The organism is Spirillospora sp. NPDC000708, from assembly GCF_040299565.1.
Taxonomy (GTDB): Bacteria; Actinomycetota; Actinomycetes; order Streptosporangiales; family Streptosporangiaceae; genus Spirillospora.
The window spans coordinates 146,113-161,318 of sequence record NZ_JBEPCJ010000006.1 but is presented as its reverse complement, the minus strand read 5'-3'; the positions used below and the strand labels follow the sequence as shown (position 1 = coordinate 161,318).

Here is a 15,206-nt window from a genome sequence, read left to right as displayed (position 1 = left end):
CCGCCGGAAATACACTGACCTGCGCGCGCGAGGAACGTCGGTGGTCTTTGTTAGTGACCCACGAGGTTACCGGCGCGTAGGATGGTGGGATTGTTTCCCCGCGACGGACACCCTCTACCGTCGCACTGATCTGGTGATCGGAGAGTGTGGTGACGGCTACCCCGGACGCACGCCCCCGTGGCACGCGCCTGCCGCGGCTGGCGCGCCGCAGGCAACTGCTCGGCGCGGCCCAGGAGGTGTTCGTCGCGCAGGGGTACCACGCGGCGGCGATGGACGAGATCGCCGAGCGCGCGGGCGTCAGCAAGCCCGTGCTCTACCAGCACTTCCCGGGCAAGCTGGAGCTGTACCTGGCCCTGCTGGACGAGCACGCCGAGGCGCTGGTGAAGACCGTGCGCGACGCGCTGGAGTCCACCACGGACAACAAGCTGCGCGTGCAGGCGAGCATGCAGGCGTTCTACGACTTCGTGGCCGGCGACGGCGAGGCGTACCGGCTGGTCTTCGAGTCGGACCTGCGCAACGTGGCGCCCGTCCGGGCCCGCGTCGACCGCGCCAACCAGCAGTGCGCCGAGATGATCGCCCAGGTGATCGCCGAGGACACCGGCGCCGCCAGCGACGAGGCCCACCTGCTCGGCATGGGCCTGGTCGGGATGGCCGAGGTCAGCGCCCGGTTCTGGCTGTCGCAGCACCGCGCGATCCCCAAGGACACCGCCGAGAAGATCATCGCCCGCCTCGCCTGGCGCGGCATCTCCGGCTTCCCGCGGACCGGCGAGCAGGGCTGACCGCCGCGTTTCACTCGCGGCGAAGCGGCGGGACGGCCGATCCGCCGGTCTCCGTGCGACCATCGAAGGACCGTCCCGCGGGTGCCGGGACGGGACCGACGAGGGGAGCAGCGCGTGCAGGTTCGGATCGGCGTGCAGAACGTGCCGAAGGAGATCGTCGTGGAGACCGAACAGTCCGCCGACGAGGTGCAGGAGGCCCTCGCCGGCGCGCTGGCGGAGCCGCGCGGGGTGTTCGTGCTGAAGGACCGGCGCGCGGGGCGGGTCGTCGTGCCCGCCGAGCGGGTCGGCTACCTGGAGATCGCCGAGGACGAGCGCCGCGGCGTGGGCTTCGGCACCCAGTACGCGTGAGCCGGTGACCGCGCGTGCGCCGGTGACCCTGCGAGGTTCGGTGGCCGCGCGCGGGCCGTCACGCGGCGCGTCCGGCCGGCTGCTCTAGCTGATGTCCCGGCAGGTCGGCAAGCGTCTTGACGAAGATTTTGTTTGTTTCCGGAGGAACGGGCATACCGGTTTGCGACCAACGGGCCGGATCTTCCGGCCCCCCGGAAACGAAACGGACTGACTGAGATGCTGACGATCCTCTGGTTCATCATCGCCGGTGCCGTGGTCGGGGCGCTGGCACGGCTCATCGTGCCCGGCCGCAACCCGATCGGCATCCTGCTGACGATCGGCGTGGGCATCGTCGGCGCGATCCTCGGCGGCGCGATCGCCTCCGCGCTCGGCGCCGGCTGGGTCATCGCGCTCATCTTCGCGGTGGTGATCGCCGCGATCGGCGTGGCCGCGCTGACCTCGCTCAACAGCCGCGGCGGCGGCCGCTGGGGCGGACGCCGGCGCAGCCGCAGCTTCTGATCGGCCCCCTCCGGCCGGGCGATCCCCCGGCTTCCCGGCCGGCACCATGGAAGGCCCCCGCTCCCCCCGCGAGCGGGGGCCTTCCCCTGTCCGGGGCGTCAGGGCGACGGTACGGCGACGCCCGCCGCGCGGAAGACGTCCGGGCGGATGAACGGGCCGAGCCGCCGGTACGGCACGCTGAACGCCCGCCAGGCCCGTCCGCAGGCCATGCTGTAGCCCAGCGCGGGCTCCGGCGGGTAGAAGTCGATCCCCTTGCGCGTCGGCAGCACCTGGACGTTGCCGTCCCTGATCATCGCGGGCGTGACGGCACCGGTGTCCGGACCCGCCGGCTCGTTCTCGCACAGGGAGCCGCCGCCGGGCCCGTACTCGATCAGCAGGCGGGTGAAGGCGCGGGTGCTCGCCGTCGTGAGCGCGTCCGCCCGGAAGAAGTCGCGGGGCGGCACCGCGCGCCCGGTGGTCAGGTCGACCGTGACCATCTGCGCCAGGGCCGTGTTCCTGGTCAGGACCGTCCCGCTGTAGGAGTAGCGGACGGAGAACAGCTTCGGCCCGTTCAGCCCCACCTCGTAGGTCACCTTGCCCGTGTAGGGGGTCGCCGGGTCGCCGGTGCCGGTGAAGGCGGCCAGCTCCTGGCCGGCCCTCCGCGCCCAGCTCTCGGCGGGCTCGCGGACCGCCGCGTTGGCCTTCGCCAGCACCGCGGCGGGCAGCCCGCTCAGCTGCGGGTAGCTCGCCGTGACGCGCGTCGCGGGGTGGCCGGTCGTCCGGACGACCGACACGGGCCGCACCCGCAGGTCCGTCCGCGCCTGCGTGCCGCCGCCCCCGGAGGAGGCGGCCGTGTAGGCCCCGGCGCCGCCCGCCGCGAGCGCGGCGGCGGCCGCCACCGCGGCGGCGACCTTGGCCCCGGTCGCCGCGAACAGGCCGCCGCCGGCCGCCGCGCCGACCCCGGCGCCCCCGCCCGCCGCGGCCCCGCCCGCCGCCGCGCCGCCCGCCGCACCGCCTGCCGCACCGCCTGCCGCTGCGCCTCCGGCGGCCGCCGGGACCAGTCCGGCCGCGGCCAGCGGGAACACGGCCGCGAAGGCCACGGCCGCGCCCGCCAGAGCGCGGACGCCCCGCCCCTCCCAGCCCGGCCCGTACGCCGCGGTGGCGGCCGTCTCCAGCTCGGCGGCGAACGCGGCGGCGCCGGGCGGGCGGTCATGCGGGGCCTTGGCCATCCCCCGGACGACCAGGTCCCGGAGCCCCTCCGGGAGGCGCTCGGCCGGGACCGCGCCGTGCAGGTGCCCGGCCCGGAGCGCCGCCAGATCCCCGGAGAAGGGCCGGCCGCCGGTGACGCACTCGAAGAACACGCAGGTCGCCGCGTACACGTCGGTGGCCGGCGAGGCGGGCCGCCGCTCCCACTGCTCGGGCGCCATGTAGGCGGGCGTCCCGGCCCCGGAGCCGTCCCCGGTCGCGGTGGCGATCCCGAAGTCGATCAGCTTGCTCAGCCCGTCCGCGCGGACGACGACGTTGGCGGGCTTGTAGTCGCGGTGCACCACGCCGGCCGCGTGGGCGGCGGCGAGGCCGCGCAGGGACCCCTTCAGCACGGTGAGCGCCGCCTCCGGCTCCAGCGCGCCGTGCTCGGCCAGGATCCGCTTGAGCGAGACCCCGTCCACCGCCTCCATCACGAGCGCGGCCCCGCGCGCGGCGCTGACGAACCGGTAGAGCCGGACGACGTGCGGATCGTCGACGCGGCCGAGCATCACCGCCTCGGCGCGCAGCCGCTCGATGGCCGCGTCGTCGCCGTCCCGGCGGACCAGGTACTTGATCGCGACCGGCGCGCCGGCGGCGGAGTGCCGCGCCAGCACCACCCGGCCCTGCGCGCCCGCGCCCAGCTCCCGCACCTCGGTGAAGCCCTCGACACGCCACGGCGGCGCAGCACCGGACGACGGCTCGACGGACGGCGCGTCCCCGGACGGCGGCTCGACGGACGGCGGCTCGGCGGACGGCGGCTCGGCGGGCGAGGCGGACGGCGGCGCGTCCCCGGACGGCGCGGCGGGCGATGGGGACGCCCCCGACGTGTCGGCCCCGGACGGTTCGATCATGCCCATCAATCTGGGGCACGGGACGCCCCCGGGCAACCGGTGCTCGTCCGCGCCCCGCGGTGTCCGGATGTGGCCGCCGGGAGGGGCCGTCGCGCCGGTCCGTCCGGGCCCGTTCCACGCCACGGATCGGCGCTGGCGAGCGGGGATGGAATAGACGAAAACACGGAAACGTTGGGTCTAGTGATCGGCTATTGGTGTATGCAACTGACGGTCGGTACACTGCGTGGCGGAGTGTGACCGCACGCAGCCACAATGAGTGACTGCTTTCAACCCCTGACTGCGGTCGCCGAGACATTTTGATCAACGGCTGGTCCCTCCCGCGCGAGCGCGCGGCCACAGGAAGCGACCGGCGGGCGCGCCAGGACGGCGAAGCCCAGCCGGCGGCGACTGTGACCTCGATCGACAGCGCCCCTGACGGGCCCGCCCGCCGGCATCCTGCCGACGCGGGCGACGAGCCGCGCCGCACCGGGGAGCGAGGACCCCGCATATTGGAGGCTGAAAGCCCTGACTACCTTTCGTGAACTCGGGGTCGTCCCCGAGATAGCAGATGCCCTGCAGGCCGAGGGCATCGTGGAAGCGTTCCCCATCCAGGAGCTCGCCCTGCCGATCGCGCTGGGCGGCCACGACATCATCGGGCAGGCGCGCACCGGCACCGGCAAGACGCTGGCGTTCGGCGCGGCGCTGCTCCAGCGCATCGAGCACGGCGGCAAGAAGCCGCAGGCGCTCGTCGTAGCGCCCACCCGCGAGCTGGCCCTGCAGGTCACCGATGACCTGCTGGTCGCCGGCGGCAAGCTCGGCACCCGCGTGCTGTCGGTGTACGGCGGCCGCGCCTACGAGCCGCAGATCGACGCGCTCCGCGAGGGCGTCGACGTGGTCGTCGGCACCCCGGGCCGGCTGCTCGACCTGGTCAAGCAGAAGCACCTGGACCTCTCGCAGGTCGGCGTGCTGGTGCTGGACGAGGCCGACCGCATGCTCGACCTCGGGTTCCTGCCCGACATCGAGCGGATCATCGACCGGATCCCCGCGCAGCGGCAGACGATGATGTTCTCGGCGACCATGCCGGGCGAGATCGTCGCGCTGTCGCGCCGCTACCTGACCCGCCCGACCAACGTGCGGGCCGAGTCGCACACCGAGTCCGACGCGACGCCGCAGGTCGTCCAGCACGTCTTCCAGGCCCACCAGATGGACAAGCCGGAGATGCTGGCGCGGCTGCTGCAGGCCGAGGGCCGCGGGCTGACGATGATCTTCTGCCAGACCAAGCGTGCCTGCGACCGGGTCGCCGCCGACCTGGCGCAGCGCGGCTTCGACGCCGCCGCCGTGCACGGCGACCTCGGGCAGAGCCAGCGGGAGCGGGCGCTGCGCGCGTTCCGCAACGGCAAGATCGGCGTGCTGGTCGCCACCGACGTGGCGGCCCGCGGGCTCGACGTCGACGACGTCACGCACGTCGTCAACTACGAGTGCCCGGACAGCGCCGACACCTACGTGCACCGCATCGGCCGCACCGGCCGCGCGGGCAAGGAGGGCGTCGCGGTCACGCTGATCGACTGGGCCGACCTGACCCGGTGGAAGCTGATCAACAGCACGCTCGACCTGCCGTTCGCGGCGCCGGAGGAGACCTACTCCACCTCTCCGCACTTCTTCGAGGCGCTCGGCATCCCCGAGGGCACGAAGGGCACCCTGCCGAAGGAGCACCGCCACGAGCGGGCCGGGCTGGACGCCGAGGAGCTGGAGGACATCGGCGAGACCGGCAAGGTGCGCAGCACCGCGCGCCGCGAGGAGCGGGAGCGGGAGCGTCCGCGCCCCCGCCGCCGCAAGCGCGCGAGGACCCGCACCCGCGGCGGGCAGCCGATCGAGGGCAAGGCGACCGAGGGCGGCGCGACCGCGGCGGCCTCGGAGGGTGCGTCCGACAATGTCGTCGACGCCGTCGCCACCGAGCGCAAGCGGAGCCGCACCCGGCGCCGCACCCGCGCCGGCAAGCCCGCGGCCGACACGACCGAGGCCACCCAGACGGCCTGACGCCCGCACCGACCGCGAGACACGGCCCGCCCGTGCTCTCGCGGTTACCGGTGCTCCGCACGTCGCCCAGGATCCGGACCGGTCACGGGCCAGAAGCGTCGCGATCGCGTGCGAAGCCAGGTTCGAGCTTGCGAGAACCTGATCGCGCAGCGAGCCCCCAGGGCGAGTCGGAGCGATGCTGCGATCGCACGCATTGCCCACCGAAGGGAGGGCCCCCAGGGCCCGACCGCCAAGGGCAATGCAGTTAAATGCCGTCCCGCATGCCGAGGGCGGTGGTGGGGTGGTCGGTGACCAGGACGGCGACGCGGGGGTCGCCGAGGAACCGGCGCATCAGCGGCTCGGCGTTGACCGTCCAGATCATCGCGGGGATGCCGGCGCGGCCGCACTGCCGCAGCACCCCGACCCGGGCGAGCCGGTGGTTGAGCGCGACCATGTCGGCGCCGGCGCGGCGGATCTGGCGCAGCGGCGCGAGGTCGCGGGCGACGCCCGGCTCCCAGAGGTTGCGGCCCACCGACAGGGCCGTCCGGGTCCGCGGGAAGCTCCTCTTGATCTCGACGAGCGAGGCCACCTCGCGGGTCGTCACCACGAACCCGCCGGGCCCGAACGCCTCGATCGCGAGCGCGACGGTCTCGTGCTCGCAGCCGCGCTCCTTCAGGTCCAGGTGGCCCTGCGCGCCGGACGCGGCGATGAGCTCCATGGCCTCGTCCACCAGCGGCAGCGGGCGGGGTGACAGTTCCTTCGCCCGGCGGTAGGACAGCCGTGCCAGCGGCAGCCCGCCGACCTCGCGGTCGTGGTGGACGACCAGCCGCCCGTCACCGGTGCGCCGGACGTCGATCTCGACGTACTCGGCCCCGGATCCGACCGCGTCGCGCAGGCCGTTCAGGCCCGCGTCGTCCCGTCGATGCGCCGAGATCGCCGGCTTCGCTCGCACGCTGAGAAGCTACCACCGCGGGGTTTCGCGGCGGTGGCCGGCGGATGCCCGTTTAGTATGGTGGCACTCCGTGAGTACGCCCCGGTTCCTGACCCTGCCCCCCGGCGTGAGCCGGACGACCGTCGAGACGTCGCGCGGCCCGTTCGCCGCGCTGGAGGCGATGCCGGGGTCGCGGGTGCCCGAGCGGTGTCCCGCCCTCCTCGTGCCGGGCCTCACCGGCAGCAAGGAGGACTTCCTCGCGATGCTGCCGACGCTCGCCGCGTCCGGCCGCCGCGTCGTGGCGATCGACATGCGCGGGCAGCACGAGACGCCGGGCCCGGACGACCCGGACGCCTACGGCCGCGCGGCCCTCGGCGCCGACCTGGTGGCGCTGCTGGAGGCGCTGGGTCCCGAGCCGGTGCACCTGGTGGGGCACTCGTTCGGGGGGCTGGTGGCGCGGGAGGCGGTCCTGGCGGGGCCGGCGCGGCCGGCGTCGCTGACGCTGATGAGCTCCGGGCCGTCCGCCGTGACGGGGCCGTCCGCCGACAAGGCGCGGGCGCTGCGGGACGCGATCCCCGAGCTGGGCATGGCCGCGATCTGGAGCGTCGGCATGGAGCCGGACTACGTCGCGAGCGGCGTCCAGGCGGACATCCTGGCGTTCCTGAAGGACCGGACGCTCGGCAACTCCGAGGCGGGGCTGGTCGGCATGTCCCGCGAGATCCTCACCGCGCCCGACCGGGTCGACGAGCTCGCCAAGCACTGCGGCGACACGGGCCTGCGGACGCTCGTCCTGTACGGCGAGGACGACGACGTCTGGGACCCGCGCGCCCAGGCGGAGATGGCGGAGCGGCTCAACGCGGCCCGGGTCGTGATCCCGAGCGCCGCGCACTCCCCCGCCTGGGAGGCGCCGGAGACGACCGCCGCCGCCCTCACCGACTTCTGGAACCTGTCCGAGCACACGCTGAAGTGACCCCGCGGGCCGAGCCGGGGCGCGCCGAGGGGCGCCGCGTCCCGGCCCGCGGAGGGCCGCTCAGACCGTCGCGGTGAACAGGTAGTTCATCGGCAGGCCGGTGGTGTCGCGGGGCAGCGGCGGCCACGGCCAGCGGCCGAACGAGGCGCCCTCCTCGCCCGGCAGCCTCAGCTCGCCGACCGTCCAGCCGCACGCGGCGAGGACGTCCTCGGGGCGGTCGGTGCCCCACAGCCAGGGGCAGCCGTCGGCGCGCAGCCGCGCCAGGCCCTCCTGGGTGAACTCGCTGATCATGGACTGGTGGGACAGCAGGTCCCCGGCCGCGGCGCTGCCGGGCGCCGACAGCGTCCCGAGCCTGGTCAGCAGCGCCCGGGCGGCGTCCTCGGGCAGGTAGAACAGCAGGCCCTCGACGATCCACAGGGTGGGGACGGCCGGGTCCCAGCCGGCGGCGCGCAGGGCCCCGTCCCAGTCGCCGGTCAGGTCGGTGCCGATGCCGCGCCGGTCGCAGCGGTGCCGGACGTCCAGCTCGGCGAGCCTCTTCTCCTTCCCTTCCATGAGGTCGGCCTGGTCGAGCTCGTACAGGACGGTCCCGGTCGGCCAGGGCAGCCGGGCCGACCGGGTGTCGAGCCCGGCCGCGACCAGTACGACCTGGGTGTGCGCGGACCGGGCGATCACCTCGTCCAGCCAGCGGGTGCGGATCGCGAGGAACTCGGTGGTGCCGGGGTTGTCGTAGCGCTCCCAGCGCGCGAAGCCCTCGGGTCCGGCGAGGGCCTCGGCGAGGTCGTCGGTGAACAGGGCGTCGGGGCGGCGGGACTCCACCGCGCGGGCGGCGGCCGTCCAGCGGGCCGTCGCGGACACGCCTTCCATGGTCCTTCTCCTTTCAGCGGCGGGCTCGGCGGCTCAGCGGCGGCCGGCGGTGACGGCCTCGACGAGGCGGCGCATCGACTCGGGGAGCCGGGCGGGCGCCATGTTCCCGTCGGCGTCGGGGCTGACGCAGGCGATCCGCTGCTCCCCGGTGGCGACGAGCTCCTCGCCGTCGGGTCGCTGCCGCCAGTACTCGAACCGCATGGTCATCTGGGTCTGGCCGACCTCGCCGGGGGTCATCCGGACGATCACCTCGTCGAAGATCGTCAGCTCGCGGAGGTACTCGCACCGGCAGCTGACGGTGAGCAGCCGCACCCCGTCGCCGAACCCGGCGACGACGTCGGGGGTGTACTCGCGCAGGCAGAGCTCGCGGGCGCGGCCCTGCCAGCTGATGTAGTTGACGTAGTTGACGTTGCCGAGCAGGTCGGTGTCCTCGATGGTGACGACGTGCCGGTACTCGTAGCCCTTCACGCCCGCGCCTCCCCGGACGGCTCCGTCAGGACGGCCAGCACGACCGGTTCGGCGACGCCCCGGACGCCGGTCGCCATGGTCGCGACGCGGACGTCCCCGGCGGCCAGCACGGCCCAGCCGTCCTCGTGGGTGGAGTGCAGGGTGAACGGGGTCCCGGCGGGCAGCCCCGCCTTGACCGCCGACTCCCCCGCCGCCCACACGCGGGTCGCGGCCGTGTCGAAGTCCTCGGCGCCGCCGGAGCGTCCGGCGGTGCCGGAGCGTTCGGTGAGGGCCTCGGCGAGCGCGAGGCCGTCCGGTCCGAGCAGGCCCGCCCAGGCGTCGCGGTCGCGCGCGGTGACGAGTTCGAGGTCGCAGCCGGGGGTGCTGGTCGCGAGGGTGACGCCGGAGCGGTGCGCGATCGAGACGGTCTCTCCGCTGCTCGCCTCCGGCTTGCCGTCCGGGCGGTGCCGCAGCTCGACGTCCCCGCCGAGCAGCCGCCGCACGGCCAGCCCGGCGGCCTCGCGCCGGGACGCGCCGTCCGGGTCGGTGTCGACCACCGCGCGCCCGGCCAGGCCGAACGCGACGAGGGCGTGCTCGACGTAGGGGCCGAGGAGGGCGGGCACCCAGCCGGCGGGGAGCGGGAACTTCTCCACCAATTGGGTGGTGAAGCCCTCCCAGGTCTCGATCAGCTCGCCGTCCTCGTCGGTGACCTCCATGTCCCAGCAGTCCTCGTCCACCCGGTAGCGGGCGTGGACGAACGCGGGCGTCGCGCCGGCGTTCGGGCCGGGGACGAGCCGCCGCACGCCCGCCGGGATCGCCAGGACGGTCGGCGCGCACAGCGCGAGCGGCTGCATGTAGGCGTCGCGGGCGGCGGGGTCGCCGAGCAACAGCGTCGGCGGCAGGTAGCGGCCGAACCAGTCGACGCGGGTGTCGGGCAGCAGCCGGGCGGTGACGTGCGTGGCGTCGGCGCGCCGGATGTCGCCCATCAGCCGGAACCGGGGGCCGTGGAACAGCATCGGCCCGTACAGCTCGGTCTGCGGGTCGATCGCCATGGGCGGCAGCGCGGCGTCCTGCGGCCGGACGAGCCCGGCGCCCTTCGGCGTCGCGGCGGGCGGCTCGCAGACCGCCCGGAAGTGGTCCACCTGGAAGTTGGTGGTGCTGCACCGGACGACGGTCGTGACGGCGCCGGACTCGTCGCGCAGCGCCGCGACCCGGACGGTGACCGGCGCGTCCTGCGCGACCGCGATCGCCCGCAGGAACTCGACGTCGGTCAGGACCGGCGCGGTCCCCGCCCCCGAGCCCGCGCCGACGTCGAGGCCGAGCAGCGCCGCCGCGGCCTGCGCCATGATCTCCATGCCGACGGTGCCGGGCAGGACGGCCTCGGTGCCGCCGCCGAACACGTGCTCGGCGAGGTACGGGTCGCTGGCCCAGCCGACCTCGGAGTCGGCGACCAGCTCGATGCCCGGGTAGTTCACCCGGGGCCGCTCCAGGAACCGCAGCAGCGGCGGCTCGTCCGCGCCGAACGACACGGTCGGCATCTCGCCGAACCGTCCGGTGACGACGGCGACGACGGGCGCGTCCGGGTCGGCGACCAGCGCCCGCAGCATCGCCACGCCCTGGTCGGGGGTGATCGTGGTGACGCCGGCGCGGGACAGGTTCTCGACGGAGCCGAGCCGCTCGCCCATGCCGACGCCCGACCACAGCGACCACTCGACGGCGCGGAACCGGCAGTGCGGCAGCTCGGCGGCGAGCCGCTCGACCAGGTCGCTCTGCCATTCGTTGGCGGCGGCGTAGTGGGCCTCGCCGCGCAGCCCGGCGCGTCCGGTCATGCTGCCGAACGTGACGACGAGCCGCAGGCCCGCCGTGTCGACGGCGGCGAGGACGGCCTCCAGCCCGGCGACCTTGGGGTCGATCGTGCGGGCGTAGTCGTCGTCGGTGAGCTCTTGGAGGAGCTTCGGGACGTTGCCGCCGGCGCCGTGCAGGACGGCGGTGACCTTGCCGAGCTCCGCCTCCGCCTCGGCGACGGCCGCGGCGACCCGGGCGGCGTCGGTGACGTCGGCGCGCAGGTAGCGGGCGGTGACGCCGGCGGCCGCCATGCGTTCGAGGTTGGCGGTCAGCTCCGCGTCGCCGGCCGGGTCGGACCGTCCGACCAGGGCGAGCCTCGCGCCGGTCTCGCGGGCCAGGGCGAGGGCGCACTCGGCGGAGATGCCCTTGCCGCCGCCGGTGACGAGCAGCACGTCGTCCGGGCCGAGCGGCAGGTCGGTGCCGTGCGGCGCGACCGGCGCGAGGACGGGCTCGCGGCGGACGCCGCCCTCGTGGATCACCTCGCGGAACCGGGTCGTGGCGGCGGCGTCCGCCGCGACCAGCGCCGGGGCCGCCGGGTCGGCGAGGTCGGCGGACACGACGGTCGTCGCCACCCAGGGCGCCTCCAGGTGCAGGGTCTTGGCGAACCCGGCCGCGCCGGGGCCGTCCTGGACGAGCACGCAGCGCGTCACGTCCTTGCCGGCGAGGACCGCGGCGGCGCCCGCGCGCAGCGCCGCGAGCCGCCCCTCCCCCAGCGGGACGATCACCAGGACGCCCTCGCCCAGCTCGGCGGCCTCCAGCGCCTCGCGCAGCGCGCCGGCGGCCGGGTGGTCGCCGACGACCCGCCAGGCGCCCGGGATGCGCGGCGCGGCCCGTCCGGGGACGGCGGCCGGGCGGCGGTCCACCGCGAAGGCCCGCACCCACGGGCCCACGCCCGGCGGGACGATCCTCGCGGCGGCGGCCTCGGTGTCCTCCGCTCCGGCGCCGCCGGTCGCGACCAGCTCCTGCAGCGTCTCGGCGACCTGGCCGAGCGTCGCGGTCGCGTAGCCGGTCGGGGCGGCGGTCTCGGCGAGGTCGAGGGTCCGCATGGCCTCGCCGACCAGCTCCGACACCACGATCGAGCTGAGGTGCAGGTCGTCGAGGAACTTACTGTCGGCCTGGACGGCCTCGAGCGGGAACTCGGCGCGGCGCGCGACCAGCGTGCGCATCAGCATCAGCGGGTCGCCGGCGTCCACCTCGCCGGGGACGTCGCCCCCCGGCACGCCGCCGCCGGACGTGGCGGCCCGCGCGGACGCGTCGGCGAGCAGCGCCGCGTCCACCTCCGGGACGATCTCGCAGAAGTTGGCGATGAAGGCCGGCTCGGCGTCCGGGTCGAACGGGCGGATCAGCCGGTCGGCGAACAGGTCGGCGACGCGGACGCCGGCGCCCGCGGCGAACGCGGCGCCGAGCGCGGCGAGCAGCCCGCCGAGCGAGTCCTCGTCGGTGCGGGTCGCGACGGCCGGGACGCCGGTGATCTCGCGGGCGAGATGGGTGAGGACCTGCCCGGGCCCGACCTCGATCAGCAGGTCCGCGTCGGCAGTGCCCGCCGAGGGGGGACGACCCCCCGCACCCCCCGAGTCGCCTCCGGCTCCGTTCACGGCGGCCGCGAGCGCCTCGGCGAACAGCACCGGCGCGGTGATCTGCTCGCGCAGCAGCGCGCGCAGCTCGTCCGGCGCCATCGCGGCGGACAGCGGCGCGCCGGTCACGGTCGAGTACACCTGGCGGCGCGGACCGGCGAGGGGCTCCTCGCCGAGCCGTCCGGCGAACGCGTCGGCGGCGGGCGCGACCAGCGGCGAGTGGAACGCGTGCGACACCGGCAGCCGGACGGCCTGGAGCCCGGCCCGGGTCGCACGGCCGATCACCGCCAGCAGCCCGTCGGACGGCCCGGACACCACCGTCTGCCTCGGCCCGTTGTGGCCCGCGATGACGACGCCGTCGTCCTGCTCGGCGAGCAGCGCGGCGACGGTCTCCGCGTCGGCGGACACGCCCGCCATCGAACCGCCGTCCTCGGCCAGCTCGCTCATCGTCGCGCCGCGCGCCGCCGCGATCCGCAGCAGCGCCTCCTCGTCGAGGGCGTCCGCCCAGTGCAGCGCGGTGATCTCGCCGAGGCTGTGCCCGACGGCCGCCTGCGCCTGCACGCCGAGCCCCGTCAGCACCCGCAGCCCCGCCGCCGACGCGGTCGCGATGCGCGGCTGCGCGACCGCCGTCTCCACCTGGTCGGCGCCGGCCGGCAGCGCGGCCGCCTCGTACAGCTCGTCGACCGTGTCGAAGCGGCGGCGCAGCGCCCCGCCGTCCGACCGGGTGCCCGACCCCTGGCCGGGGAACAGGAACACGATGCGCGGCAGCCCGCCCGGCCCGCCGACGAACACGCCGGCCGCCGGGTCGATGTGCCGCTCGGTCCCCTCCGCGGCGAGCTCGGCGACGCGGCGCAGCGCGTCCGCGAGCTGCGCCGGGGCGCTCGCGACGACCGCGGCCCGCCACGGCCGGCGGTCCAGCCGCCCGGCCAGGTGCGCGGCGAGGTCGGGCAGCTCCGACCGCGCCGCCGCCTCCGCCACCGCGGCCAGCGCGGTCGCGCGCTCGGCCAGCGCCGCCGGCGAGCCGGCGTCCAGCGCGAACAGCTCCGCGTCCTGCGGCGAGTTGATCACCGAGCGGGTCCGAGTGTCGACGCGCGCGCGGCGGGACGGGCGCGGCGCCTCGACCACCACGTGCGTGTTGATGCCGCCGAAGCCCATCGCGCTGACGCCCGCGCGCAGCGGCACGCCCTCCGGCCACGCCTCGCCCTTGCGCAGCACGCGCAGCGCGTCGCCGCCCTCGTCCAGCAGCGGGTGCGGCCGCTCGCACCCCGTCGTCGGCGGCAGCACGCCCGTCCCGGCCGCCTTGACGCCCTTGATCAGCCCGGCGATGCCCGCCGCGGCCTTGGTGTGCCCGATGTTCGCCTTGATGGAGCCGACCGCCGCGGGGACCCCGCCCGCGCCCGCCGCGCGGCGCGCCTCGATCAGCGTCTCCAGCTCGGCCGCGTCGCCGACGGCCGTCCCGGTGCCGTGGCCCTCGAAGTAGCCGACCTCGTCCGGGCCGAACCCGGCGCGCCGGTACGCCCGGTCCAGCGCGAGCCGCTGCCCGTCGGTCTCCGGCCGGGTGATGCCGCCCGCGCCGTCGGACGACACGCCCCACCCGTCGATGAAGCCGTGCACGTGGTGGCCGCGCGCGACGGCGTCCTCCTCGCGCATCAGCACGACCATCCCGCAGCCCTCGCCGGGCCAGAACCCGGCCGACCGCCGGTCGTAGACCCGCATCTCCTCGACGGCCAGCGCGCCCGCCCGCGAGAACCCGATCAGCTCCGTGGCGTCCACGCTGATGTCCACGCCGCCCGCGACCGCGAGGTCCATGTCGCCGGAGACCAGCGCGTTGCACGCCGTGATCACCGACAGCAGCGACGACGCGCACGCGCCGTCCACGACGTAGCCGCCGCCGTTGAAGTCGAAGTGGTTGCAGATCCGCCCGGCGATCGTGTTGGACAGCCCGCCGGCCAGCGAGTCGCCGTCCGGCACCGGGAACGGCGCCTTGTAGGAGTGCTCCAGCTCCGCCAGCAGCGCCGCGAGCCGGTCGCCCGCCACGTCGTCCTTGAGCGCGTCCGCGACCACCCGCCGCACGTAGGGCCAGCGCAGCCGCATCTGCGCCGCCCGGATGCCCTCGCCGGTCAGCGAGTTGCCGACCAGCACCCCCGTGGTCTCGCCCGGCGCGCCGCGCCCCTCCGGGAACCCGGCGTCGGCCAGCGCCTCCGCCGCCGTCTCGAGCGCGAGCCAGTGCGTCAGGTCCGCGTTGCGGAACGTCGACCCGGCGACCTTGAACCGGACCCGGTCGAACTCCCAGTCGCGCAGCAGCGCGGCCTCGGTGATGTAGATCTGGTCCGCCGAGTCGCGGTCGGCGCTGTAGTAGTCCTCCAGCCTGATCCGCGTGGACGGGATGCGCCGGAACGACCGGCGCCCGGCCAGCACGTTGTCCCACAGCTCGCCGGGGTCCGCGGCGTCCGGGAACCGGCACGCCATGCCGACGATCGCTATTCGAGAATTCACGGAAAACCTCCAGAATGCGGAGAGGCCGGCGGCACTTGCTCTCCCTCCACCCGGAAATCCGGGCATGCCGGAATGACCACGGAGCCCATGAGTGAAGGAAAATACGGCGACCGCCGCGAATGGCGTCCCGAGAGGGCGCGGGCGACCACGTCGACGCCCGCTCCACTCCAAGATCAACCTAAGTTACTCGACTGTAGGCAAGCGTTCGAGCCCACGTCAAGAAGCCGAAGCCATCATCCGATGACAAATTTTCGGCCCTCCGGCGGCCATTCTGGCACCGCCCGTCCCATTGGCCGCTCGTTTCCGCCCGCCCGTTCCCCGAACACCCTCCCATGCCTCTTTGACCGTTTCACCGCACACACCGCGACTACGGCGAAGCCGAAC

General features: G+C 75.3%; 10 protein-coding genes. 5 read left to right on the top strand and 5 right to left on the bottom strand.

Annotated features, from left to right (window positions below; genetic code table 11):
• Window positions 1-149 precede the first annotated feature (149 nt).
• From ABT299_RS07445 to ABT299_RS07435, 3 genes are all read left to right on the top strand, one after another.
• Window positions 150-779 (top strand): TetR family transcriptional regulator, encoded by a 630-nt coding sequence (locus ABT299_RS07445; protein WP_190868678.1) that lies wholly within the window; start codon window positions 150-152, stop codon window positions 777-779.
• Window positions 780-893: 114 nt separating this feature from the next.
• Entirely contained in the window at window positions 894-1,127 is a 234-nt protein-coding gene (locus ABT299_RS07440; protein ID WP_500250113.1) for a DUF3107 domain-containing protein, read from the top strand.
• Window positions 1,128-1,343: 216 nt separating this feature from the next.
• Window positions 1,344-1,625 (top strand): GlsB/YeaQ/YmgE family stress response membrane protein, encoded by a 282-nt coding sequence (locus tag ABT299_RS07435; RefSeq protein WP_190868676.1) that lies wholly within the window; start codon window positions 1,344-1,346, stop codon window positions 1,623-1,625.
• 98 nt (window positions 1,626-1,723) lie between these two features.
• On the opposite strand, the gene ABT299_RS07430 is transcribed toward ABT299_RS07435, so the two are convergent.
• Window positions 1,724-3,700: a serine/threonine-protein kinase gene (locus ABT299_RS07430; RefSeq protein ID WP_500250112.1), complete on the bottom strand. Its 1,977-nt coding sequence runs from the start codon at window positions 3,698-3,700 to the stop codon at window positions 1,724-1,726.
• 570 nt (window positions 3,701-4,270) lie between these two features.
• On the opposite strand from ABT299_RS07430, the gene ABT299_RS07425 reads away from it, so the two are divergent.
• Window positions 4,271-5,716, top strand: coding sequence for a DEAD/DEAH box helicase (locus ABT299_RS07425; protein ID WP_347257165.1), 1,446 nt, complete (start codon window positions 4,271-4,273; stop codon window positions 5,714-5,716).
• 244 nt (window positions 5,717-5,960) lie between these two features.
• On the opposite strand, the gene ABT299_RS07420 is transcribed toward ABT299_RS07425, so the two are convergent.
• The gene (locus ABT299_RS07420) at window positions 5,961-6,647 is read right to left on the bottom strand and encodes a glycerophosphodiester phosphodiesterase family protein (RefSeq protein WP_190868569.1); all 687 of its coding nucleotides are present in this window, start codon (window positions 6,645-6,647) and stop codon (window positions 5,961-5,963) included.
• A gap of 70 nt (window positions 6,648-6,717) precedes the next feature.
• Between ABT299_RS07420 and ABT299_RS07415 the strand changes: the two genes are divergently transcribed.
• The gene (locus ABT299_RS07415; RefSeq protein WP_190868568.1) at window positions 6,718-7,596 is read left to right on the top strand and encodes an alpha/beta fold hydrolase; all 879 of its coding nucleotides are present in this window, start codon (window positions 6,718-6,720) and stop codon (window positions 7,594-7,596) included.
• 60 nt (window positions 7,597-7,656) lie between these two features.
• Here ABT299_RS07415 and ABT299_RS07410 read toward each other — a convergent pair whose 3' ends face one another.
• From ABT299_RS07410 to ABT299_RS07400, 3 genes are read right to left on the bottom strand one after another with little or no spacing between them, the layout of a single operon-like run.
• Window positions 7,657-8,460, bottom strand: coding sequence for a class I SAM-dependent methyltransferase (locus ABT299_RS07410; protein ID WP_500250111.1), 804 nt, complete (start codon window positions 8,458-8,460; stop codon window positions 7,657-7,659).
• A 33-nt stretch (window positions 8,461-8,493) separates the two neighbouring features.
• Window positions 8,494-8,928, bottom strand: a complete 435-nt coding sequence (locus tag ABT299_RS07405) for a thioesterase family protein (RefSeq protein ID WP_190868566.1) — start codon at window positions 8,926-8,928, stop codon at window positions 8,494-8,496.
• Window positions 8,925-14,822: an SDR family NAD(P)-dependent oxidoreductase gene (locus ABT299_RS07400; protein ID WP_500250110.1), complete on the bottom strand. Its 5,898-nt coding sequence runs from the start codon at window positions 14,820-14,822 to the stop codon at window positions 8,925-8,927. The genes ABT299_RS07405 and ABT299_RS07400 overlap by 4 nt, the downstream gene beginning before the upstream one ends.
• Window positions 14,823-15,206 lie beyond the last annotated feature (384 nt).

Coding starts and splice junctions, on each gene's coding strand:
- ABT299_RS07410 (WP_500250111.1), bottom strand. CDS start 8,460: ATGGAAGGCGTGTCCGCGACGGCCCGCTGGACGGCCGCCGCCCGCGCG.
- ABT299_RS07430 (WP_500250112.1), bottom strand. CDS start 3,700: ATGATCGAACCGTCCGGGGCCGACACGTCGGGGGCGTCCCCATCGCCC.
- ABT299_RS07435 (WP_190868676.1), top strand. CDS start 1,344: ATGCTGACGATCCTCTGGTTCATCATCGCCGGTGCCGTGGTCGGGGCG.